Origin of the sequence: Thiocapsa roseopersicina, assembly GCF_900106925.1 — a bacterium.
GTDB lineage: Bacteria > Pseudomonadota > Gammaproteobacteria > Chromatiales > Chromatiaceae > Thiocapsa > Thiocapsa roseopersicina.
On the sequence record NZ_FNNZ01000004.1, the window covers coordinates 89,256 to 110,486 of the forward strand.

17 protein-coding genes and 2 tRNA genes are annotated in these 21,231 nt (G+C 63.4%); 7 read left to right on the forward strand and 12 right to left on the reverse strand.

Features of this window, described 5'->3' with window-relative positions:
• Window positions 1-217 precede the first annotated feature (217 nt).
• The 3 genes from BLV04_RS06275 to zwf form a co-directional block, all read right to left on the reverse strand.
• Entirely contained in the window at window positions 218-2,140 is a 1,923-nt protein-coding gene (locus BLV04_RS06275; RefSeq protein ID WP_093029184.1) for a PrkA family serine protein kinase, read from the reverse strand.
• 588 nt (window positions 2,141-2,728) lie between these two features.
• Window positions 2,729-4,378 carry a glucose-6-phosphate isomerase gene (gene pgi, locus BLV04_RS06280; RefSeq protein WP_093029478.1) on the reverse strand — a complete coding sequence of 550 codons (1,650 nt, stop codon included), beginning with the start codon at window positions 4,376-4,378 and terminating at the stop codon, window positions 2,729-2,731.
• Between the two features lie 62 nt (window positions 4,379-4,440).
• A complete protein-coding gene (zwf, locus tag BLV04_RS06285) occupies window positions 4,441-5,916 on the reverse strand; it encodes a glucose-6-phosphate dehydrogenase (protein ID WP_093029186.1) in 1,476 nt (491 codons plus the stop codon).
• A 111-nt stretch (window positions 5,917-6,027) separates the two neighbouring features.
• On the opposite strand from zwf, the gene glgA reads away from it, so the two are divergent.
• Window positions 6,028-7,590, forward strand: a complete 1,563-nt coding sequence (glgA, locus tag BLV04_RS06290) for a glycogen synthase GlgA (protein ID WP_093029188.1) — start codon at window positions 6,028-6,030, stop codon at window positions 7,588-7,590.
• 97 nt (window positions 7,591-7,687) lie between these two features.
• Here glgA and panD read toward each other — a convergent pair whose 3' ends face one another.
• From panD to pcnB, 4 genes are all read right to left on the reverse strand, one after another.
• Window positions 7,688-8,068 carry an aspartate 1-decarboxylase gene (gene panD, locus BLV04_RS06295; RefSeq protein ID WP_093029190.1) on the reverse strand — a complete coding sequence of 127 codons (381 nt, stop codon included), beginning with the start codon at window positions 8,066-8,068 and terminating at the stop codon, window positions 7,688-7,690.
• Window positions 8,069-8,149: 81 nt separating this feature from the next.
• Window positions 8,150-9,028 carry a pantoate--beta-alanine ligase gene (gene panC, locus BLV04_RS06300; RefSeq protein ID WP_093029192.1) on the reverse strand — a complete coding sequence of 293 codons (879 nt, stop codon included), beginning with the start codon at window positions 9,026-9,028 and terminating at the stop codon, window positions 8,150-8,152.
• Window positions 9,029-9,091: 63 nt separating this feature from the next.
• The gene (panB, locus tag BLV04_RS06305; RefSeq protein ID WP_093029194.1) at window positions 9,092-9,895 is read right to left on the reverse strand and encodes a 3-methyl-2-oxobutanoate hydroxymethyltransferase; all 804 of its coding nucleotides are present in this window, start codon (window positions 9,893-9,895) and stop codon (window positions 9,092-9,094) included.
• A gap of 89 nt (window positions 9,896-9,984) precedes the next feature.
• Window positions 9,985-11,352, reverse strand: a complete 1,368-nt coding sequence (pcnB, locus tag BLV04_RS06310) for a polynucleotide adenylyltransferase PcnB (RefSeq protein ID WP_093029196.1) — start codon at window positions 11,350-11,352, stop codon at window positions 9,985-9,987.
• 169 nt (window positions 11,353-11,521) lie between these two features.
• Here pcnB and BLV04_RS06315 point away from each other — a divergent pair.
• Window positions 11,522-11,596: transfer RNA gene (locus BLV04_RS06315), tRNA-Glu, on the forward strand.
• Between the two features lie 283 nt (window positions 11,597-11,879).
• Here BLV04_RS06315 and ffh read toward each other — a convergent pair.
• Window positions 11,880-13,286 carry a signal recognition particle protein gene (gene ffh, locus BLV04_RS06320; RefSeq protein ID WP_093029198.1) on the reverse strand — a complete coding sequence of 469 codons (1,407 nt, stop codon included), beginning with the start codon at window positions 13,284-13,286 and terminating at the stop codon, window positions 11,880-11,882.
• 392 nt (window positions 13,287-13,678) lie between these two features.
• Between ffh and BLV04_RS06325 the strand changes: the two genes are divergently transcribed.
• Complete coding sequence (locus BLV04_RS06325) at window positions 13,679-14,494, forward strand: cytochrome C assembly family protein (protein ID WP_093029200.1); 816 nt, start codon at window positions 13,679-13,681, stop codon at window positions 14,492-14,494.
• Here the strand turns inward: BLV04_RS06325 and BLV04_RS06330 are convergent.
• Together BLV04_RS06330 and arsS are read right to left on the reverse strand one after the other, a co-directional pair.
• Window positions 14,491-15,147, reverse strand: coding sequence for a TIGR04282 family arsenosugar biosynthesis glycosyltransferase (locus BLV04_RS06330; RefSeq protein WP_093029202.1), 657 nt, complete (start codon window positions 15,145-15,147; stop codon window positions 14,491-14,493). The genes BLV04_RS06325 and BLV04_RS06330 overlap by 4 nt on opposite strands.
• A gap of 34 nt (window positions 15,148-15,181) precedes the next feature.
• Window positions 15,182-16,141: an arsenosugar biosynthesis radical SAM (seleno)protein ArsS gene (arsS, locus tag BLV04_RS06335; RefSeq protein ID WP_093029204.1), complete on the reverse strand. Its 960-nt coding sequence runs from the start codon at window positions 16,139-16,141 to the stop codon at window positions 15,182-15,184.
• A 135-nt stretch (window positions 16,142-16,276) separates the two neighbouring features.
• Here arsS and BLV04_RS06340 point away from each other — a divergent pair.
• Window positions 16,277-16,352 (forward strand) — tRNA-Ala (locus BLV04_RS06340).
• A gap of 137 nt (window positions 16,353-16,489) precedes the next feature.
• Here BLV04_RS06340 and BLV04_RS06345 read toward each other — a convergent pair.
• Window positions 16,490-16,939, reverse strand: a complete 450-nt coding sequence (locus tag BLV04_RS06345; RefSeq protein ID WP_093029206.1) for an Hpt domain-containing protein — start codon at window positions 16,937-16,939, stop codon at window positions 16,490-16,492.
• Window positions 16,923-17,312: a DUF302 domain-containing protein gene (locus tag BLV04_RS06350; protein WP_093029208.1), complete on the reverse strand. Its 390-nt coding sequence runs from the start codon at window positions 17,310-17,312 to the stop codon at window positions 16,923-16,925. The genes BLV04_RS06345 and BLV04_RS06350 overlap by 17 nt, the downstream gene beginning before the upstream one ends.
• Window positions 17,313-17,821: 509 nt before the next feature.
• On the opposite strand from BLV04_RS06350, the gene BLV04_RS06355 reads away from it, so the two are divergent.
• The 3 genes from BLV04_RS06355 (at window position 17,822) to dusA (ending at window position 21,229) form a co-directional block, all read left to right on the forward strand.
• Window positions 17,822-18,565 (forward strand): glutathione peroxidase, encoded by a 744-nt coding sequence (locus tag BLV04_RS06355; protein WP_093029210.1) that lies wholly within the window; start codon window positions 17,822-17,824, stop codon window positions 18,563-18,565.
• A gap of 90 nt (window positions 18,566-18,655) precedes the next feature.
• The gene (gene gorA, locus BLV04_RS06360) at window positions 18,656-20,032 is read left to right on the forward strand and encodes a glutathione-disulfide reductase (RefSeq protein ID WP_093029212.1); all 1,377 of its coding nucleotides are present in this window, start codon (window positions 18,656-18,658) and stop codon (window positions 20,030-20,032) included.
• Between the two features lie 258 nt (window positions 20,033-20,290).
• Window positions 20,291-21,229: a tRNA dihydrouridine(20/20a) synthase DusA gene (dusA, locus tag BLV04_RS06370; protein WP_245731760.1), complete on the forward strand. Its 939-nt coding sequence runs from the start codon at window positions 20,291-20,293 to the stop codon at window positions 21,227-21,229.
• Window positions 21,230-21,231 lie beyond the last annotated feature (2 nt).

Sequence of the window (21,231 nt, forward strand, 5' to 3'; positions counted from 1 at the left end):
GAAACAACGACTAACCGCGCAAGCCCTCGCCCGCGCCTGCGGTCAACTTCTTCATCGCTCTCTCCCTTTGCGGGTTTCGAAGCCGGCATTATGCTGCGGGGCGCGACGGCCATTCAACCGATGCAGCCCCGCCGGACGGAACCGAGGCGGCCTGTCCTCGCAGTGAGAGTCATCCGACCATCGAGACGCCGCTCTGATCGGCGTCTCCTCGTCACATTTACTGCGATTTGCGAACCCGCAGATACCACTCCGACAGAAGCCTGACCTGCTTCGGCGTATAGCCCTTTTCCGTCATACGATCGACGAACTGATCGTGCTTCTTCTGCTCGTCGACCGACGCCTTTGCGTTGAAGGAAATGACAGGCAGAAGCTCCTCGGTATTGGAGAACATCTTCTTCTCGATGACGACACGCAGCTTCTCGTAGCTGGTCCACTTCGGATTGGCGCCGCCGTTGTTCGCGCGTGCCCGTAGAACGAAGTTCACAATCTCGTTTCGGAAATCCTTGGGGTTGGAGATCCCCGCAGGCTTCTCGATCTTTTCCAGCTCTTCGTTCAGACCGCTGCGATTCATCATCTCGCCCGTATCCGGGTCGCGATACTCCTGATCCTGAATCCAGTAATCCGCGTAGGTCACGTAGCGATCGAAGATATTTTGGCCGTATTCCGCGTACGACTCCAGATAGGCCGTCTGAAGCTCCTTGCCAATGAACTCCGCATACCGAGGCGCGAGGTACTGCTTGAGGAAACTCAGATAGCGTTCATGGGTTTCCGGAGGCAGCTGCTCACGCGTGATCTGGCGCTCGAGCACATACAACAGGTGAACGGGATTGGCCGCAACCTCGCTGTGATCGAAGTTGAAGACCTGCGAGAGGATCTTGAAGGCAAAGCGTGTCGAGATTCCCGACATCCCTTCGTCGACCCCGGCGTAGTCCCGATACTCCTGCATGGACTTGGCCTTCGGATCGGTGTCCTTGAGGTTTTCGCCGTTGTAGACACGCATCTTCGAAAAGATACTTGAGTTTTCCGGCTCCTTCAGGCGCGTCAGCACCGAGAACTGGGCCATCATGGACAAGGTTCCCGGCGCACAGGGCGCATCGGCGAGCGAGCTGTTGTAGAGCAGCTTCTCGTAGATCTGTGTCTCCTCGTTGACGCGCAGGCAATAAGGAACCTTGACGATAAAGACGCGGTCGAGGAACGCCTCGTTGTTCTTGTTGTTGCGAAAGCTCTGCCATTCCGACTCGTTGGAGTGGGCGAGGATGATGCCTTGAAACGGCAAGGCGGAAAGACCCTCGGTCCCGTTGTAGTTTCCTTCCTGCGTTGCGGTGAGGAGCGGATGCAGCACCTTGATCGGTGCTTTGAACATCTCGACGAACTCCATCACACCTTGGTTCGCGCGGCACAGTGCACCGGAATAGCTGTAGGCATCCGCGTCGTGTTGAGCGAATCGCTCCAACTGCCGGATATCGACCTTGCCGACCAGCGAGGAGATATCTTGATTGTTCTCGTCGCCGGGCTCCGTTTTGGCGATCGCAACCTGCTCGAGAACCGACGGGTAGAGCTTGACGACTTTGAATTGCGTAATGTCGCCGCGGTATTCCTGCAGGCGCTTGACGGCCCAAGGCGACATGATAGTGCGCAGGTAGCGCGACGGAATCCCGTAGTCCTCTTCGAGGATAGGGCCGTCTTCTTCCGCCGAAAACAATCCGAGCGGTGACTCGAACACGGGCGAACCGTGAATCGCGTAGAAGGGTCGTTCCTCCATGAGCTCCTTGAGCTTCTCGGCGAGAGAGGACTTGCCGCCGCCGACCGGTCCAAGCAGGTAAAGGATCTGCTTCTTCTCTTCGAGACCTTGAGCCGCGTGCTTGAGGTACGAGACCAAGTGCTCGATTGCCTCCTCCATCCCGTAGAACTCGGAGAATGCGGGATACCGTCGAATCATCTTGTTTTGGAAGATGCGACTGAGCCTCGGATCGTCGCGGGTATTGACGAGCTCCGGCTCACCGATCGCCGTCAGCAACCGCTGCGCCGCCCCGGCATAGGCGCTCGGGTCGGACTTGCACAGTTGCAAGTACTCGTCCAGGCTCAGCACCTCCTCGCGGGATGCCTCGTAGCGTGCCTGGTAGCGTTCGAAGATCGACATACATGTTACCTCGCTCGGAAGCTGATGTTGCTCGCCCGACCCATTGTCGACCGCATCTCACCTCGGTGTATTGCTCGGGGCGAACTGTGGGAAAGACAAGGCTTAACTTCGAATGTCAGCAATATACGCGCCATGGGGCGGAACGCTGCGTCTGCACCGCGCCGGGGCCTGGCCGGGTCCAACTCGGGACACCGGCGCACCGGCGCGACCAACTCTCGCACTAAAATAGCGCATCCACTCGCAGGAAAGTCCGCGGCGCCGATCGGACCCGTCTAATGGCACCACGCGCGCCCCACGAGCGGTATAGAGCCATCTCGGCCGAACTGGTTCAGCCGAGATGCCGCCGGGCATCCTGATTCGCACGCGTCGGTGGTAGGCAACACATGCCCCACGCCGATGCATAGAGACTAGCACCAAGATGCCGCGCCGGCTTAGAAGACAGCGCGCCCGCGCCGGGGTTCAGCCCGCGAGCATCCTCGCCAGGGGACGCTCGCCGAGGGACGCGCGCCGGGTCGGGTCACCGCGCGGTCTCCTCGGTCGACACCCGAACGGCGCCCCGTGTCGACACCGCGGGGCGGTGCGCTCACATCAGACGCGACGGCCCTGTATGAAGTCGTTCAACAGGGCGCGCGTCGATTCATCGTGATCCGCGGAAACACGCCCATCGGACAGCTCGCCGAGGATGACACCGGCCAGTTGCTTGCCGAGCTCCACGCCCCATTGATCGAAGGAGTTGATCCCCCAGAGCACGCCCTGTACGAAGATCCGATGCTCGTAGAGTGCGATCAAGGCACCCAACGTAAAGGGCGTCAAGCGCTCCATCAGGATGCTGTTGGTCGGACGGCTGCCGGGAAAGGTTCTGTGCCGCGCCAGAAATTGCGCCCGGCCCTTCGGAACGCCGGCGCTCAGCATCTCGGCGAGCGCCTCCTCCTCCGTCCGCCCGCGCATCAGGGCCTCGGTTTGCGCGAAGAAGTTCGCCATGAGCTTCGGGTGATGATCCCCGAGCTCGTTGTGACTCTTGATCGCGCCGATGAAATCCGCCGGGATCAGTTGCGTGCCCTGATGGATGAGCTGGTAGAAGGCATGTTGCCCGTCGGTGCCCGGCTCGCCCCAAACGACCGGGCCGGTGGTGTAGTCCACCGCGACACCCTCGCGGGTGACGCCTTTGCCGTTGCTTTCCATATCGCCTTGCTGAAGATAAGCCGGCAAAAGCCTCAGATACTGATCGTAGGGCAGGACGGCATGCGTTCGGGCACCCCAAAAATTGGCATACCAGACCCCCAGCAGACCCAGCACGACGGGCATGTTCTCCGCCGGCGGGGCGGTTCGGAAATGCTCGTCCATCGCGAAGGCGCCTTCGAGCAGCTCCACGAAGCGCTCGTAGCCGACCGCCAACGCGATCGGCAGACCGATGGCCGACCAGAGCGAGTAGCGACCGCCGACCCAGTCCCAAAACCCGAACATGTTCCGGGTGTCGATCCCGAACGCGGATACCTTCTCGGCATTGGTGGAGACCGCGACGAAGTGCTTGGCGACCGCAGCCGGATCGCGCGCAGCCGCCAGCAGCCAGTCGCGCGCACTGGTGGCGTTGGTCATGGTCTCCTGGGTCGTGAAGGTCTTGGAGGCCACGATGAAGAGTGTGCGTGCTGGATCCAGGTCGTTGAGCGTCTCCAGGAGGTGGGTCCCGTCGACATTCGAGACGAAGTGGACGCGCAGATCGTTGCTGCCGTAAGCACCGAGCGCCGTGCAGACCATCTTGGGTCCGAGGTTGGAGCCGCCGATGCCGATGTTGACGACATCGCGGATGGAATCGCCCTGAAATCCCTTCCACTCGCCCGAGCGGACCAGCCCGACGAAGGCCTCGAGACGCTCGAGCACGCGATTCACACCCGGCATCACGTCTTGACCGTCCACCTGGATCGGTCGATTGGAGCGATTGCGAAGGGCCACATGCAACACCGCGCGCTCCTCGGTGTTGTTGATGGGCTCGCCGCCGAACATACGGGCGATCCAGCCGCTCATGTCGGCGGTGTCGGCCAGATCGAGCAGCAACGCGAGGGTCTGCGGGGTGACCAGGTTCTTCGAGTAGTCCAGACGCAGTCCCGCGACAGACAGGCGCATCCTCTCGGCGCGGCCGGGATCGGACGCGAAGAGATCGCGCATCGAGACGTCCTGCATCTCTTGTCTATGCTGCTCCAGCGCCCGCCACGCGGGTGTTTGATTGATGAGCGATGTCATGAGGTTCTCCTGATCAAGCATTGGCGAATTCTGCGGCTGTCGGGGCCGGCGGCCTCGGGGCCTTACTCGTCCATCCCTTCGCGCCAGGACTGATCGTCTCTGTCGAACAAGCGGTTGGCCTCGGGCGGCCCGCAGGATCCGGCCGGATAGGTCTGGATGAAGTCGCGCTCGGTGGACCACAGCTTGAGCACCGGATCAACCACTCGCCAAGCCCAATCGACCTCGTCGAAGCGCAGAAAGTGGGTATGGTCGCCCTCGATCACGTCCAGGATGAGTGCCTCGTAGGCGTCGATCTGCTCGGAGGGGATGGTGCATCGACTCGCGTCGAGCCGCTCGGTCTGGGTGCGCATCTCGAGTCCGGGCTGCTTGACCTGGATCTCCATGCGGATGCACTCGTTCGGCTGGATATTGAGCAGCAGCCAGTTGGGTTTGAGCTGCTCGATGGCCGTGTAGCGGAACAATTGCTGCGGCGGGTGCTTGAATCGGATGGCAATCAATGAGTTGCTGCGCGCGAGACGCTTTCCGGTGCGCAGATAAAAGGGCACGTTGCGCCAGCGCCAGTTGTCGATGTAGAGCTTCAGCGAGGCATAGGTCTCGGTGGTGCTGTTGTGTCCGACGCCGGACTCGTCGCGATAGCCGGGAACCTTACTCCCGCCCGAAGCGCCGGGTCCGTATTGTGCCCGGAAGGCCTGGGCATGTACCGCCTCGCGCGGGATCGGGCGAATGGAGCGCAGCACCTTGACCTTCTCGTCGCGCAGCGCCTCGGCATCCAGACAGGGCGGAGGCTCCATCGCCACCAGGGTCAACATCTGCAGCAGATGGCTCTGGATCATGTCGCGCATGGCGCCCACACCGTCGTAGAAGCCGGCGCGCTCGCCGATCCCGGCGGCCTCGGCGTGCGAGATCTGCACATGATCGATATAGTTGCGATTCCAAAGGGGCTCGAGCATCAGATTGGCGAAGCGGAACACCAGGATGTTCTGAACCGTGCTCTTGCCCAGATAGTGATCGATGCGAAAGATCTGCGACTCGCCGAAACAGTGCCGGATGCGTCGGTCGAGGATGGCGGCACTCTCGAGATCGAATCCGAAGGGCTTCTCGACCACCAACCGGGACCAACGCCCGTCCTCGGTGTTCAGACCCTGAGCGGCGAGGTTGTCCACGATGCCGCCGTAGTGCTTCGGCGCCACCGCCAGATAGGTCATGAGGTTGGCCGGGATGTCCGCCTCCTCGCGCAGTCGCTCGGCCAAGCGGAGGTAACCGGCGGACTCCTCCAGGTCGCCTTCGACGAAGAGCATGCGAGCGAGCAGACGCTCCAGCACCTGCGCATCGGTTGCGCCGGGCAGTCGTTCGGCGAGCCTCGCCCGGACATGCTCGCGCCAGTCGTCATCGGACCACGAACGCCGGCCGAATCCGATGATCCGAGTCTGCGGATGAAGTCGTTCCGCCGCCTCGATGTGATAGAGCGCCGGGAGCAGCTTGATGCCGACCAGATTACCCGTCGAGCCGAAGATCAGAATGGTGCAGGGGTCCAACATGGCCTTGGCGCCTCGATCGCGGACAAATGTGATAACGTGAGCCCTGTCATACTGTTGCCACGCCAGGCGTGCCGCGCCGGCAACCGCTTCGCTCGGATTTAGGGACCCTCCATGGAGCCATCGCTTCTTCTATCCCCGGACATTACCGCGCAGGAGCGGCCGCTGCATATCCTCGTGGCGAGCAGCGAGGCTCATCCGCTGATCAAGACCGGCGGGCTCGCCGATGTCGCCGCCAGTCTACCCGCGGCGTTGCGCGATCTGGGTCACGACGCGCGGCTCATCCTGCCGGCCTATCCTCGGGCCGCACGCCAGTTGCGCGACACCAAGATGCTGTGCGAGCTCAAAATCCCGACGAGCCGCGCCCAGGTGCGCATTCTCGAAGGCAAGCACCCGGATCACGACCTGCCGATCTATCTGGTCGATGCACCCGAGCACTTCTGTCGCGAAGGCAACCCCTACACGGATCTCAGCGGACGCGACTGGGGCGACAACGCCGAGCGTTTCCTGCTCTTCTGTCGGGTCATTGCACTGATCGCTCGCGGACTCCCGGCGATCGGCTGGCACCCGGATGTGCTGCACGGCAACGACTGGCAAACCGGGCTGGCTCCGGCCCTCTTCCAGGATCTGACCCGACGTCCCGCAAGCGTGTTCACGATCCACAATCTCGCCTACCAAGGTCTGTTCGATCGCGCGACCTTCGACCGCCTCGGCCTGCCGCCCGCACTCTGGAGTCTCTCGGGCTTGGAGTTCCATCAGAGGATGTCCTTCATCAAGGGCGGGATCGTCTTCTCCGACCGGGTCAACACCGTCAGCCCATCCTATGCCATGGAGGTGCGCACGGCACGCTTCGGATGCGGGCTCGACGGACTGCTGCGTCAGATCGGCAGCCGTTTCAGCGGCATTCTCAACGGGGTCGATTATCGGATCTGGGATCCCCTGACGGATCCCTTCATCCTCCAATGCTATGACCCGGAGACCTTCGGACTCAAGGCGGAGAACAAGCTCGACATCCAACGCGAGGTCGGGCTTCCGCGCAACGAGGACGCCTTCGTCCTGGGCTATATCGGGCGCTTGGTCGAGCAGAAGGGTGTGGACCTGATCCTCGCCATGCTCCCGCGGCTGCTCGAAGACCCGCGCATCCAGGTCGTGTTTCAAGGGACCGGGGAGCGCAGCACGGAGCAGGCGCTGCTGGCCATCGCGGCCCTGTATCCACGTCAGGTCGGGGTCTTCATCGAGTACGAGGAGGCGCGCGCGCATCGCATCGAGGCCGGCTCGGACGCCTTCTTGATGCCGTCGCGCTTCGAGCCCTGCGGGCTCAACCAGATCTACAGCCTGAGATACGGAACGCCGCCCATCGCCCACCGCACCGGCGGGCTGGCCGACACCGTGGTCCATGCGACCCCGGAGACGCTCGCCGACGGCACCGCGACGGGCTTTCTGTTCGAGGAGCCACGCGCGGAGGCACTGCTCGACGCCGTTCGCCAGGCTCTGCAACTCTACCGCGACGATCCGCAGGCGTGGCGCAAGCTCGCAACGACGGGGATGCACCAGGACTTCAGTTGGGAGGCAAGCGCGCGCGGCTATGTGCGGCTTTATGCCGAGGCGATCGCCGAGCGGGCGATCGCGCAGGGGACGGATGAGGCGAGCGATCAGGCGAATGCCGCGTTGGCTTAGCCGCCCGGTCGGGCGGAGTCCGTCCGGCGTCTAAGGGTCGGCTCGTGGCGACAGGTGCGCGGGGCAGATGTCTTCAGGCGGGCGGGTTCCAACGGGATCAGGCGACCTGAGCCGGGATGAAATCCCCGGTGCGGGTCACGCGGTTGTGCTCGTTGAGATAGACGAGCGCCGGCTTGTGTGCGTCGGCCTCTGCCTCCGTCATGGCGGCGTAGGCGCAGATGATCACGCGATCGCCCGGCGCCGCCTTATGCGCTGCAGCCCCGTTGACCGAGATCACGCGAGAGCCGGGCTCCGCGCGGATGGCGTAGGTCGTGAAACGCTCGCCGTTGGTGACGTTGTAGATTTGGATCTGCTCATACTCGCGAATACCGGCGAGCGTCAGCAGCTCCTCGTCGATGGCACAGGAGCCTTCGTAATCGACTTCCGCATGGGTTACGCAGGCGCGATGCAGTTTGCACTTCAACAAGGTCAGATGCATGTCTTCAATCCTCCGAAAGGCCGGTCCGGCCGCGTCTTCGTGCCCTGGACGAAGCGCTCTCGATCTTAGAATCGGCGTAGTTTACCGCAGCGTTTGTTGCGGCGCAGCATTCGTGTCGGACTGCACCCTGAGATTGTCGATCAAACGCGCCCGCCCGAGATAGGCTGCGGCGAGGATCACCAGATCCCGGTCGGTCTCCGTGGCCGGGCGTAAATCGTCCGTCGTACGCACCCGGATATAGTCTGGGGTCAAACCGGCCTCGCGCAAAGCGTTCTCGGCCTCCCGCTCGACCGAAGCGGCGGCATTTCCTGCCAGCAAGGCGTCCCGAGCCTGCGTCAACACCCGCCGTAGTGCCGGTGCACGCGCCCGCTCCGAGGGCGAAAGGTAGCCGTTGCGCGAGCTCATGGCGAGCCCGTCGGACTCGCGCACCGTCGGCACCCCGACGATCTCAACCGGCACGGCCAGGTCCTCGACCATCCGCCGGATCACCAAGAGCTGCTGAAAATCCTTCTCGCCGAACAGCGCGACATCCGGCTGCACCATGTTGAACAGCTTGCACACGACCGTCGCCACGCCGCGGAAATGTCCGGGGCGGCTCTCGCCGCAGAGGACATCGGAGAGCCCCGGCACCTCCACGCGCGTTTGCTCCTCGCTACCGCGCGGGTAGACGGTCGCGACATTCGGGGCAAACAAGAGGTCGCAACCCGCCTCCTCGAGCAGCTCCCGATCGCGCGCCAAGGTCCGCGGATAGGCGTCCAGGTCCTCCGCGGGGCCGAACTGCATGGGGTTGACGAAGATGCTCGCGACCACCCGCTGCGCGCGGGCGCGGGCCTCCGCGATCAAGGTCAAATGCCCGGCATGCAGATTCCCCATGGTCGGGACGAAGGCCACGCGCTCCCCCGCCACACGCCAGGCACGGACCTGCTCACGGAGCTCTTCCAGCGTTTCAATCGTTTTCATCGCCCTTTCCCGCTAAGGCGCGCAACCGTGCCTGATCGGCTTGGATTCGGCATCGCCCGGCCATCAATACGCTGTTTCGTCACGACCGGGGAACTCACGCGCCTTGACCCCCTGAACATAGGCCGCGACGGCATCCGCGATCGAACCCTGCCCGATCATGAAATTTCGGCTGAAGCTCGGCGGACGACCCGGATTCAATCCCAGCATGTCGTACAGCACGAGCACCTGGCCATCGCATCCTGCACCGGCGCCGATCCCGATGACCGGGATGGTCAGGGTCAAGGCGATCTCGGAGGCCAGGGCCTCGGGGACGCATTCCAGGACCAAGAGGCTCGCGCCGGCCTCCTGCATGGCGATGGCATCGTGCCGGATCGCCTCCGCCGAGGCGTGATCCCGGCCCTGGAAACGATAACCGCCGATGCGGTGCACCGACTGAGGCAGAAGTCCCAAATGCGCGCACACGGGCACGCCTTGCTCGGTCAGACGCCGAACCGTTTCCAGCATCGGCGACCCGCCCTCGAGCTTGACGACCTCCGCCCCGCCCTCCTGCATCAGCCGCCCGGCCGCGTCGATCGCGCGCTCGGGTGTGGCGCAGGCGAGAAAGGGCAGATCCACGACAAGCAGTGCCCGCTCGCGCGCGCGAGAGACACAAGCCGCGTGATAGGCCATGTGGTCGAGGGTGACCGGTACGGTCGTGCGGTGCCCCTGGAACACCATCCCGAGCGAATCCCCGACCAGCATGAGATCGACACCTGCGGTATCGAGCAGGCGTGCGAAGCTGGCGTCGTAACAGGTGAGAGAAGCGATGCGCTCGCCCTTCACCTTCATACCGGCGAGTGTGGCGACCGAGATCGGCGCGAGAGACATAGTCGACTCCGAAGGTCAGGCTTGATGAAGCGAGGATAGTGGCCGAGATCGAGCAACGCCACCCCGCGCTCGATCCCCGCGCCGAAGACTCAGCCGCCGCGTTCCACGACGCCCGTCGGCTCCGTCCCGGGACCTGCAGTGTCTCCGGTCTTGCGCCGCCTCGGACGACGACGACGCCGTTTGGCGCCGCCTTCGGTCATGGTCGCGCGCTCCTGTCCGCTCGCTTCCTGAAAACGCGTCCACCAGGCCGCCAGCTCCGGATCCGCCTCGCCGGACTCCGCGCGCAGGACCAGGAAGTCATACGCCGCCCGGAACCGCGGATGCGTCACCAGGCGCTGCGGACGCTTGCCGTCACGCTGCTCGAGCCGAGGCTGCATCGACCAGATCTCGCGCATCGGCAGCGAAAAACGCTTCGGAATCGCAACGAGCGCGTGCTGGCGCGCACAGATCTCGCTCGCCGCCAGGAACATCGCCTCGTTGGCGGCCTCCCCGCCGGCCAGATACTCCTCGAAACGCTGCCGGACCGGCTCCCAGAGGAGCACGCCGAACAGGAAGGCCGGCGTGACGGACTTGTCCTCGTGCAGCCGCTTGTCGGTATTGGCCAAACCCCGACTGACGAAGGTTAGGGGGAAACCCTGGTCTTCCCTCGCCAAGCAGTCCTCGGTCGCCGGAAAAAGCTCCCCGAAGAGTCCGTACTGGCGCAGCTTCTCGAAGACGCCGAGGCCGTACCCCGAATGAAAGAGCTTGATCAACTCGTCGAAGAGTCGCGCCGGGGCGATATCGGCGAGCAGGTGCGCAAGCTCGAACAGAGGCTGCTCCGTCTGCGGCTCGATCGTAAAACCCAGCTTGCAGGCGAAGCGCACCGCCCGGAGCATCCGCACCGGATCCTCGCGATAGCGCTGCTCCGGATCGCCGATCAGACGCAGCCGTCCGGCCTTGATGTCCTCGAGCCCGTCGGCGTAATCGATGAGCGAAAAATCGGCGATGTTGTAGTAGAGCGCGTTTACCGTGAAATCCCGGCGCAAGGCGTCCTCGGCGATGGTGCCGTAGGTGTTGTCTCGGAGGATCCGACCGTTCTCCATCTGCCGATCGTTTTCGTCGCCGTCCGAGGTCGTGGTCCCGCGAAAGGTCGCTACCTCGATGATCTCGCGCCCGAAATGGACATGCGCCAAACGAAAGCGTCGCCCGATCAGACGACAGTTGCGAAAGACCTGCCGGACCTCTTCGGGAGTCGCGTCGGTGGCCACGTCGAAATCCTTCGGCTCGTGACCGAGCAAAAGGTCCCGCACGCCGCCGCCGACCAAATGGGCTTGAAAATTCTCTTGTTTTAGACGGTAGAGCACCTTGAGTGCGTTCTCGCTGATGTTCGCGCGCGAGATCCCGTGGTCGGGCCGAGGCACGATCAAAGGGGTCGCCGCGATCGCGTCCGGGCTCGTGTTTTGGAAAGGTTCCTGCATCACCTTTTCGGAGGAATTCCTGATCGCTGAGGGCCGCACTCATGACGGCGACACCCGGTGCCGAGCACGACGGGGCGCGGGAATGCGGCCGTTGGTAAGAGAAAGGTCACAGCCGGCTTGTAGAGCGCCGTGATGCGCGTATAATACTCGCTTCTACGCCGCAGTACCTGCTCCCTTCGTCTAGCGGTTAGGACGCTGGCCTCTCACGCCGGTAACAGGGGTTCGAACCCCCTAGGGAGCGCCAAACTTCAAGTCAACGATCGAAAAGCCTTTCCTGCGCATTCATCGATCGCTTTTCTGGACTTCGAAAATCTTCTGACGCCTGATCGGCGCACTTGTCGTCACCTCTACGACGGGCACATCCGATCGGACTCTGCCGAGCCATCCCGAAACGCGGGGTCGGCGACGTCGCCTCGAAGATCGACCACCCCCCCATTGATTATCCCCGAGCCGAAATTTTCGGCACGCGCTCCCGAGCCCGACCCGCACCGCCCCATTCGGGCGGCGCGGCGACCGGCGCCGGAGAGCTACATCGGGAATCCACCCGGAGGCATACCGCCCGGCGGAAATCCACCACCCGGCGGAAAGCCTCCGGGCATGCGCCCCTGCATGGAGCGCATCATCTTGGCCATGCCGCCGCCCTTCATCTTTTTGAACATCTTCTGCATCTGAGCAAACTGCTTGAGCAGGCGGTTCACGTCCTGCACCTCGGTGCCGGATCCCGCGGCGATGCGGCGCTTACGCGAACCCTTGATGACGGCCGGGAAACGACGCTCCTGCGGCGTCATGGAGTTGATCATGGCAATCAGCTTGCCCATCTCCTTGTCGCTGGCCTTGTTCTTGACGTGATCTGGGATCTGACCCATCCCGGGCAGCTTGTCCAGAAGACCCATCATGCCGCCCATGTTGGCCATCTGATCGAGTTGCTCCTTAAAGTCGACAAGATCGAACTCCTTGCCTTTCTTGAGCTTCTTGACCAACTTCTCGGCCTTGTCCTTGTCGACCTTGGCCTGAACCTCCTCGACCAAGGAGACCACGTCGCCCATGCCGAGGATGCGCGAGGCGACCCGATCCGGATAAAAGGGCTCAAGTGCCGTGGTCTTCTCGCCGGTGCCGAGGAACTTGATCGGCTTACCGGTGATGTGGCGGATCGAGAGGGCCGCACCGCCGCGGGCATCGCCGTCGGTCTTGGTGAGCACCACGCCGGTGAGCGGCAGGGCCTCGTCGAAGGCCTTTGCCGTATTGGCCGCATCCTGACCCGTCATGGCATCCACGACGAAGAGGGTCTCGATCGGCTTCAGGGCGGCATGGACCGCCTTGATCTCGTCCATCATGGCCGAGTCGACATGCAGCCGGCCGGCGGTGTCGACGATCAGCACATCCTTGAAATGCCTGCGCGCGGCATCGAGTGCGCGCTTGGCGATATCGATCGGGTTCTGATCCGGCGTGCTCGGGTAGAACTCGGCCCCGACCTCGGTCGCGACCGTCTTCAGCTGCTCGATAGCGGCCGGGCGGTAGACGTCGCAGCTCACGACCATCACCGACTTGCCCTGCTTCTCCTGCAGCCAGCGCGCGAGTTTGGCGACACTGGTCGTCTTGCCCGAGCCCTGCAGGCCCGCCATCAGCACCACGGCCGGCGGCTGCGCCGTCAGGTCCAACGCCTCGTTGGCCTGCCCCATCAGCTTGACCAGCTCGTCGTTGACGATCTTGATCATGACCTGACCGGGCGTCAGGCTGCGGGTCACGGTCTCGCCGAGCGCCTTCTCGCGCACCTCTTCGACGAACTGCCGCACCACCGGGAGGGCAACATCGGCCTCCAGGAGCGCCATGCGCACCTGGCGGACCGTTTCTTTGATGTTCTCTTCGGTCAGACGACCCTGACCGCGCAGATTGTTCAGGACGTCGCCGAAACGGTCCTGGAGATTCTCGAACATAGGGTGGACCTCGATCCTCGCCGGGCCACGATGCCCGCACGGATATTCGATCTGAATTAGGCCGGCGTCGGCCCGGCCTGTCGTGAAAGTTCCGAGTATAATGCCCGCCACCGGCAGGCGATACGGCAAGGCCCCGTCTCGACGACGTCAGGTTTGCGCTAGCCCTGTGTGCGATCCCACTTAAACCGCGTCCAGAGCGAGATGCTGATTTTCGAGTGAGCTCGACGTTTGATGCATCCACAACACTTAGCGGGGACGCGGTTTAAAATGATATATTTTTTAATATTTTAAACCGCGCCGGCTCCAACGGTCGTCAAGTCTGCCGGGGCCGATCCCATCCACAAGAATCGCATACCGCGCTGGGCGCGGTTTAGGCCCATCGGTTTTCATCTATGATCCATACCCTCATCGCCATCGTCGCCATCCTCTGCTACTCGGCTGCCGCCACCTTGATCGGCATGCGCTTGTTCCGCAAGACCGAAGGCTGGACACCGCAACGCCCGCTGGTGCTCGCGCTCGTTTTCGTCGGCCTGATGCTGCACAGTTGGCTGCTCTGGGACAGCATCTTCAGCCACGCCGGGCTGAATCTCGGGTTCTACAATGCGCTGGCTCTCACCACCTGGACCATCATCACCCTGCTGCTGGTGTCGAGCTTGACCAAACCGGTAGAGAATCTCGGTCTGCTGCTCCTGCCGGCCGCAGCCCTGAGCCTGGTCTTGGAGGCATCGTTCGTCGATGTCGACTTCATGCGCCCGAGTGCGGATTGGCCCCTGAAGATCCATGTCCTGCTCTCGATGCTCGCCTACAGCCTCCTGACGTTGGCCGCGGTGCAGGCGGTCCTGCTGGCCGTGCAGGACAGTCATCTGCGCAGCCGTCATCCGGGAGGATTCGTGCGCACACTGCCTCCTTTGCAGACCATGGAGAGCCTGCTCTTCGAGATGATCACGGCGGGCTTCGTGCTGCTGACGCTGGCCCTGCTGAGCGGCTTCGCCTTCCTCGAGAATATGCTGGCACAGCACCTCGTGCATAAGACGGTGCTGTCGGTCCTCGCGTGGCTGATGTTCGGCGGGCTTCTGATCGGCCGCTTTCGCAAGGGCTGGCGCGGTCGCACCGCCATCGGCTGGACGCTCGGGGGGTTCGTGGTCCTGATCCTCGCCTATTTCGGAAGCAAGGCCGTATTGGAGCTGGTGCTGCAACGCACCGCTTAATCTTCGACGCGACCGGCCCTCCGTCGCGCGTCGCCCCAATCGACATCGAGGCGACGATAGCGCAGGAGATCTTCGGGACGATCCAGATCCCAGAGGGTCGGAAGCTCTGCACAGCGCCACCCCAGCGACGCGATGCGTCGCCGCGTGATCGCGGCGACGCGGTCCCCTCCCCACGGCATGTCCTTGAACAACGACGGCGCTGGCGCCTTCATCCCGAGCAGCACGTAACCGCCATCCTCGGCCGGACCCAGAACCGCATCCGAATCCGCAAGAGCCTCCAACGCGGACGCGCAATAATCGGCATCGAGCACCGGGATATCGGCGCCGACCAAAAGCACCGCGTCTGCACGACCCAGCGCATCCTCCGCCGCCGCGCTCAAGCGCTCCCCGAGATCCTCGCCCCGCTGCGTGCGCAGCGCGACACCGGCCGATTCGGCGAGATCAAGAAAGATCGGATGCTCCGGATCGGGCGAGCACCAGAGCTCCACAGGGGCGAGTCGAGCACCCGACAGTCGCCTCACCAGGCGATCGAGAAGATCGCACGCAAGCTCGGCGGCGCCCGCGGGACCCAACGCCGGAATCAGACGAGTCTTCACCTGTCCGGGGATCGGAGCTTTGGCGAAGATCAGGATGCGGGCATTCGGATGGAGCACCGACCCGCTATCGGGATGACACGGGCCGCTCACGTCAGGCCAAGGCCCCGCCGCAGCTACTGCCCTGGCCTGCCGTGCAGCCATAGCAATGCTCGGCAGTGAGAATGCGCAGACCCTCGAGCGCATCGTGACCGAGCGTCGAGATGTGCAGCCGCCGCGCGTCCTGCTCGAGTGCAAGACCGAGCATCTGATTGAAGTCGCAATCGAAGACGAAACCCTGCCAATCCACGCTGATCAGATCGCGACACATGACGGCGTCGAGATTCTCCGCCCGATAGGCGCCCTTCAGAAGGGTCATATAGTCGGCGAACTGCCCGGTCGACTGGAGCAGACTGCCGAACCGCTTGACCGGCATGTTTGTGATCGTCAACAACCGACTGAAGACGATGCCGTAACGCTCGCCGAGGACAGTCCGGTATTCCGCCTCCAAAGCGCACTGAGCAGGCGGCAAGGTCGGACCCTGCGGGTTGAACACCAGATCCAACTCGAGCCCGCTGCCTTCGACGCCGTAGCCCAGGCGGTTGAGTTGCCGCAAACCGGCGATGCTGGCCGCAAAGACACCGCTGCCGCGCTGGGTGTCGACATTGTCGGCCAGATAACAGGGCAAGGACGCGATAATGCGCACGCCCTGCCCCGCCAGGAAGGCACCGAGATCCTCATGGCCGGGCTCCGAGAGGATCGTCAGGTTGCAGCGATCGATAACCTCCGCGCCCCGACGCCGACCCTCGCGCGCCAGACGACGAAACTCCGGGTGCATCTCGGGCGCACCGCCGGTGATATCGAGCGTGCGCACCGGCTGCCGGTCGAGAAACGCGAGCACCGCCTCGACCGTCTCCTCGCTCATCGACTCGGCGCGTTTCGGCCCCGCATCGACATGACAGTGACGGCAGCTCTGATTGCAGCGGTAACCCAGATTGATCTGCAGGGTCTGTAAACGACGCCGGTCGATCGCGGGAAAGTCGGACGGGAAGAGCAACGGCAGAGAATCCAGCATGCACACTCCGGAAGGATCGCGGGGAAGGATCGTAGGGCTTGTTTCCAGACGCCGGCACGGTGCACAATGCGCCGTCGGCTGCTCTGACTATCCCTCAGCATCGGGGCGCATCTTCGCCGAAACAATCAGACCTACGGGGCCGTAGCTCAGCTGGGAGAGCGCCGCGTTCGCAATGCGGAGGTCAGGGGTTCGATCCCCCTCGGCTCCACCACACTTCCCACGTCCAGATGCCCTTACGGCAATGGGCGCGCCTAAGGGCCACGACGAAGCGGTTCTTCCGGTAAGAGCGCGCGCCTAAGCGCATCGCACCGACCGGTCTCGGCACCAGCCGGGTCAAGGTCGGACCGATCAGGCATCCCGATGCCGGGACTCCTCCGGAAACAGACTCGACAAGGCGGCTTGGGTCTCGGCGGTCAACCGCTCGAGCGCCGGAAGATGGCGAGTCAAGCGATCGAGATCCCCTTGACGACCGGCCTGCTCCATCTCCAAAGCCAATGCTCCGAGCTTCGCGGCACCGAAGGTCAATGCGCTTCCTTTCAGCGCATGCGCTTCGTGGCATGCCGCCGCGGGATTGCCGCTTAGGACCGCCGCCTCGATGGAGCGGCGACGTCGTTCCGACTCGGTCAAGAATAAACCCGAAAGCTCCATGAGCGAGTCTCGCCCCAAATCCTCGACCAGTCGGGCAATGACCCTTGTATCGAGCAGCGCCGAATCGGGCGGCGTGGCGATAGGCGTGGCCGACTCGGTATCCTCGCGCGGGGTCGATGGCGCCGCCACGCGCTTAGGCCGACAATCCATCGCGAACCCGATCGAGCCGCTCGCGCACCGCGGCGGCGATGGCGGGCATGTCGGGATGGTCGACCAGGCCGAGAACCGCAATCGGATCCATGAAGGAGACGCTGACACCTCCGTCGTCCTCCTCGCGCACGAGGATATTGCACGGCAGCAACAAGCCGATGTCCGGGTCGATCTCGATGGCCTGCCTCGCGAAATTCGGGTTACAGGCGCCGAGGATACGATAGGGTCGGCGATCAACGCCGAGGCGCGCCTTCAAGGTCGCCTGAACATCAATGTCGCTCAGGATTCCGAAGCCCTCGTCTTTAAGGCATTGAGACACTTTGAGAATCGCGTCATCGAAGGCCATCGGGACCCGTACTCCAAAACCGTACATAGCTTTTACCCTCATTTATTGTTGGCGAAGCCTCGCGTTTGCATGCAACCTGGCGTTTTCACCGCGCGCCATGCCCCGGCAGGATCGATTCCGAGCCAAGCATCGATGAGTCGACGCCGCGCCCCGACACCGCTCGAACCGGAGGCATGGCCTTACAGCTTAGCAAGAGTTTAGGCCGGATCCGACAAAGCGCACGCGGTACCGTTGAACCGGGTTAGTCGACCCCAAAGATTGGGCTCGTGATCAGGGTCGGAATCGCGAGGTAACCCTCGGTGGGTCGATGCCGCGCTTGAGCACCGTGGTCGATCGCTCACGACAAGCATCCGCTCGAGCTCGCGGCACCTTTCGCGAGATCGAGCTTATCGTCTATCGTCAGATACGATCGAACCGATACAAACAATCCATTTTCCTTATCAATGGGCAGTCGCTATCCTGCAACTCATCGAAGCAAATAAGCCACGACTACCCTTTAACTTAACCCTTTCACCCGACCTTAGGAGAAATACCCCATGTTCGAGAATCGCATCGGAAGCCGCGTCCCGCAGGTCACCTTTCATACCCGTCGCGGCCACGAATGGGTCGACGTAACGACCGACGATATCTTCAAGGGAAAGACCGTCGCGGTTTTCTCTTTGCCTGGCGCCTTCACGCCGACCTGCTCCTCCTCGCATGTGCCGCGCTACAACCAGCTGGCTCCTGTCTTCAAAAAGCACGGCGTCGACGAGATCGTGTGTATGTCGGTGAACGACACCTTCGTCATGAACGAGTGGAAGAAGTCGCAGCACGCCGACAACATCACCTTCATCCCGGACGGCAACGGCGAGTTCACCGATGGCATGGGAATGCTGGTCGCCAAGGATGATCTGGGCTTCGGCAAGCGGTCTTGGCGCTACTCGATGCTGGTGCGCGACGGCGTCGTGGACCAGATGTTCATCGAGCCCGAGGTTGAAGGCGACCCCTACGGTGTCTCCGATGCGGACACCATGTTGGCCTACCTGGCGCCTGAGGCGGAAAAGCCGCTCGACGTGACCGTCATGACCCGCGACGGCTGCCCCTTCTGCGTCAAGGCAAAAGAGGCCCTGCGCAACGCCGGGATCGCCTATGAAGAGCTGGTGCTGAACCGTGACTACACCGAACAGACCCTGCGGGCCGTCGCCAACGCAGCGACCGTGCCTCAGGTCTTTGTCAACGGCAAGCTGATCGGTGGATCCGACGCCGTCGAGGTTTGGTTGAAGGATCATCACGCCGCGTAAGACCGGCTCGACGAGATCGACGGGTGATCCGGTTACGGCCGGATCGCCCGATACGCGAGGGATTCGAAGACAGGACCGGGAGTCAATAGAATGAGTCAGCATTTCGACCTGATCGCCATCGGAGGCGGGAGCGGCGGCTTGGCCGTGGCCGAGAAAGCCGCGCAGCTCGGACGCCGCGTCGCCGTGGTCGAGACGGGAAAGCTCGGCGGCACCTGCGTGAACGCCGGCTGTGTTCCCAAGAAGGTCATGTGGTATGGCGCCAATCTGGCGGCAGCTGTTGCCGACGCGCCCGGTTACGGCGTCAAGGCACAGTCCGAGGGAATCGACTGGCCCATGCTCGTTGCGGGGCGTAATCGCTATGTCGCCGATATCAACGGCTACTGGGACGGCTATGTCGAGCGGCAAGGCATCACACGCATTGAAGGTCAGGCGCGCTTCGTCGATGCCAAGACCATCGCGGTCGGCGAGGATCACTACAGCGCCGACCACATCGTTATCGCGACCGGCGGGCGTCCGATCGTGCCGAGGATGCCGGGCGCCGAGCTGGGCATCACCTCCGACGGCTTTTTCGCGCTGGAGACTCAACCCAAGCGCGTCGCCATCATCGGCGGCGGCTACATCGGCGTGGAGCTCGCCGGTGTCTTGCGGGCACTCGGCACCGAGGTCACCATCGTGGCGCTCGAGGACCGCATGCTCTTTCTTTTCGACCCCTTGATCAGCGAGACGCTGATGGAGAACATGGGGGCCGACGGCATCAAGATGCGTCTGGAATTCGCGGTCGCCGCGCTTGAAAAGAATGCCGATGGCCTCGCACTGGTCGCACGCGACGGCGAGCGTCTGGGCGGCTTCGACACCCTCCTCTGGGCGGTCGGACGCACACCGAACACGCGCGAGCTCGACCTGGAGGCCGCGGGCGTCGCGATGCAGCCGAACGGCATCATCCCGGTCGATGCGTATCAGAACACCAACGTCCCCGGGATCTATGCGCTCGGCGATGTGATCGGCCGCGAGCCGTTGACCCCGGTCGCCATCGCCGCAGGGCGCCGCCTGGCCGAGCGCCTGTTCGGCGGCAAGCCGGATCTGAAGCTCGACTACGAGAACGTCCCGACCGTGGTCTTCGCACACCCGCCGATCGGCAAGGTCGGGCTGACCGAACCCGAAGCGCGCGAGCGCTACGGCGACACCCTGACGGTCTATGAGACGAGCTTCACCCCGATGCGTTATGCACTCAACGCGCACGGCCCCAAGACCGCCATGAAGCTGGTCTGCGTCGGTCCCGAGGAGCGCATAGTCGGCATCCACGCGATCGGCGACGGTGTCGACGAGATGATGCAGGGCTTCGGCGTTGCCGTGAAGATGGGCGCAACCAAGGCCGATCTGGACTCGACCGTGGCGATCCACCCGAGCAGCGCCGAGGAGCTGGTCACCCTCAAGGAGCCGGTCAGACGTCCGGGTCAGGGCTCCTGATCGCAGAAGCTGCAATCGACCGATGGTAAGATGGGTAGAGCGCCAGCGAAACCCATCCAGCCTGCGCTAAGGACGTCAGACCGAAATCCGGAAACGCGGCGGTTTGGAGGATGGGTTTCGCTGCGCTCTACCCATCCTACGTTTCTCTGCTGTTTTTGAATCTTTCCTGACATCTGTTCGTTTAACCACCCGTTGCAAGGCACGTCTTTGTCTTCCCTCCCCGCACCTGTGCTGGACCGCCGCCTGTCTGTCGCGCCCATGTTGGACTGGACCGATCGGCACTGCCGTTATTTCCTGCGTCTTCTCAGCCGATACACCCTGCTCTATACCGAGATGGTGACCACGGGTGCGCTGATTCACGGGGAGCGCGAGCGCTTCCTCGGCTTCGATCCCGCCGAGCACCCGATCGCGCTCCAGCTCGGCGGGTCAGACCCGCAGGACATGGCGCGCTGTGCACGGATGGGTGCCGATCGGGGCTACGACGAGATCAACATCAACGTCGGTTGTCCGTCGGACCGGGTGCAAAACGGCCGGTTCGGCGCCTGCTTGATGGCCGAGCCGAGACTGGTCGCGGACTGCGTGGCCGCGATGAAGGACGCCGTCGCGGTACCGGTGACCGTCAAGACCCGGATCGGAATCGACGATCGCGACAGCTACGGCGAGCTTTTGGCCTTCGCCGGCGCCGTGACCGATGCCGGCTGCGACGCGCTCGTCGTGCATGCGCGCAAGGCCTGGCTCGCCGGACTAAGCCCGAAGGAGAACCGCGACATCCCGCCGTTGCGCTACGATGTGGTCGAGCAGCTCAAGCGCGATCTGCCGAACCAGACGATCGCGATCAACGGGGGCATCAAGACCCTGGACGAGACCAAACGGTTTCTCGAGACGCTCGACGGAGTCATGATCGGTCGCGAGGCCTATCACAACCCTTGGATCCTAGCAGAGGCGGACCGGCTGATCTTCGGGGATGCCCGTCGCGCACCGACGCGCAACGAGGTTCTCGACGCCTTCCTGCCCTACGTTGAGCGCGAGCTGGCGAGGGGCACGCCGCTGAGCGCCATGAGCCGGCACATCCTCGGTCTCTTCCAAGGCCAACCCGGCGCGCGCGCATGGCGACGCCATCTCAGTGAGCAGGCGCATCGTCCGGGCGCTGGAACCGAGGTCCTGACCGCCAAGCTGCCGCCCGAGCCGCGGCCTTAGCC

Excerpts from the sequence above, each read along its gene's own strand:
- BLV04_RS06275 (WP_093029184.1), bottom strand. The coding sequence starts at position 2,140 with ATGTCGATCTTCGAACGCTACCAGGCACGCTACGAGGCATCCCGCGAG.
- pgi (WP_093029478.1), bottom strand. The coding sequence starts at position 4,378 with ATGACATCGCTCATCAATCAAACACCCGCGTGGCGGGCGCTGGAGCAG.
- zwf (WP_093029186.1), bottom strand. The coding sequence starts at position 5,916 with ATGTTGGACCCCTGCACCATTCTGATCTTCGGCTCGACGGGTAATCTG.
- glgA (WP_093029188.1), top strand. The coding sequence starts at position 6,028 with ATGGAGCCATCGCTTCTTCTATCCCCGGACATTACCGCGCAGGAGCGG.
- panD (WP_093029190.1), bottom strand. The coding sequence starts at position 8,068 with ATGCATCTGACCTTGTTGAAGTGCAAACTGCATCGCGCCTGCGTAACC.
- panC (WP_093029192.1), bottom strand. The coding sequence starts at position 9,028 with ATGAAAACGATTGAAACGCTGGAAGAGCTCCGTGAGCAGGTCCGTGCC.
- panB (WP_093029194.1), bottom strand. The coding sequence starts at position 9,895 with ATGTCTCTCGCGCCGATCTCGGTCGCCACACTCGCCGGTATGAAGGTG.
- pcnB (WP_093029196.1), bottom strand. The coding sequence starts at position 11,352 with ATGCAGGAACCTTTCCAAAACACGAGCCCGGACGCGATCGCGGCGACC.
- ffh (WP_093029198.1), bottom strand. The coding sequence starts at position 13,286 with ATGTTCGAGAATCTCCAGGACCGTTTCGGCGACGTCCTGAACAATCTG.
- BLV04_RS06325 (WP_093029200.1), top strand. The coding sequence starts at position 13,679 with ATGATCCATACCCTCATCGCCATCGTCGCCATCCTCTGCTACTCGGCT.
- arsS (WP_093029204.1), bottom strand. The coding sequence starts at position 16,141 with ATGCTGGATTCTCTGCCGTTGCTCTTCCCGTCCGACTTTCCCGCGATC.
- BLV04_RS06345 (WP_093029206.1), bottom strand. The coding sequence starts at position 16,939 with ATGGATTGTCGGCCTAAGCGCGTGGCGGCGCCATCGACCCCGCGCGAG.
- BLV04_RS06350 (WP_093029208.1), bottom strand. The coding sequence starts at position 17,312 with ATGTACGGTTTTGGAGTACGGGTCCCGATGGCCTTCGATGACGCGATT.
- BLV04_RS06355 (WP_093029210.1), top strand. The coding sequence starts at position 17,822 with ATGTTCGAGAATCGCATCGGAAGCCGCGTCCCGCAGGTCACCTTTCAT.
- gorA (WP_093029212.1), top strand. The coding sequence starts at position 18,656 with ATGAGTCAGCATTTCGACCTGATCGCCATCGGAGGCGGGAGCGGCGGC.
- dusA (WP_245731760.1), top strand. The coding sequence starts at position 20,291 with ATGTTGGACTGGACCGATCGGCACTGCCGTTATTTCCTGCGTCTTCTC.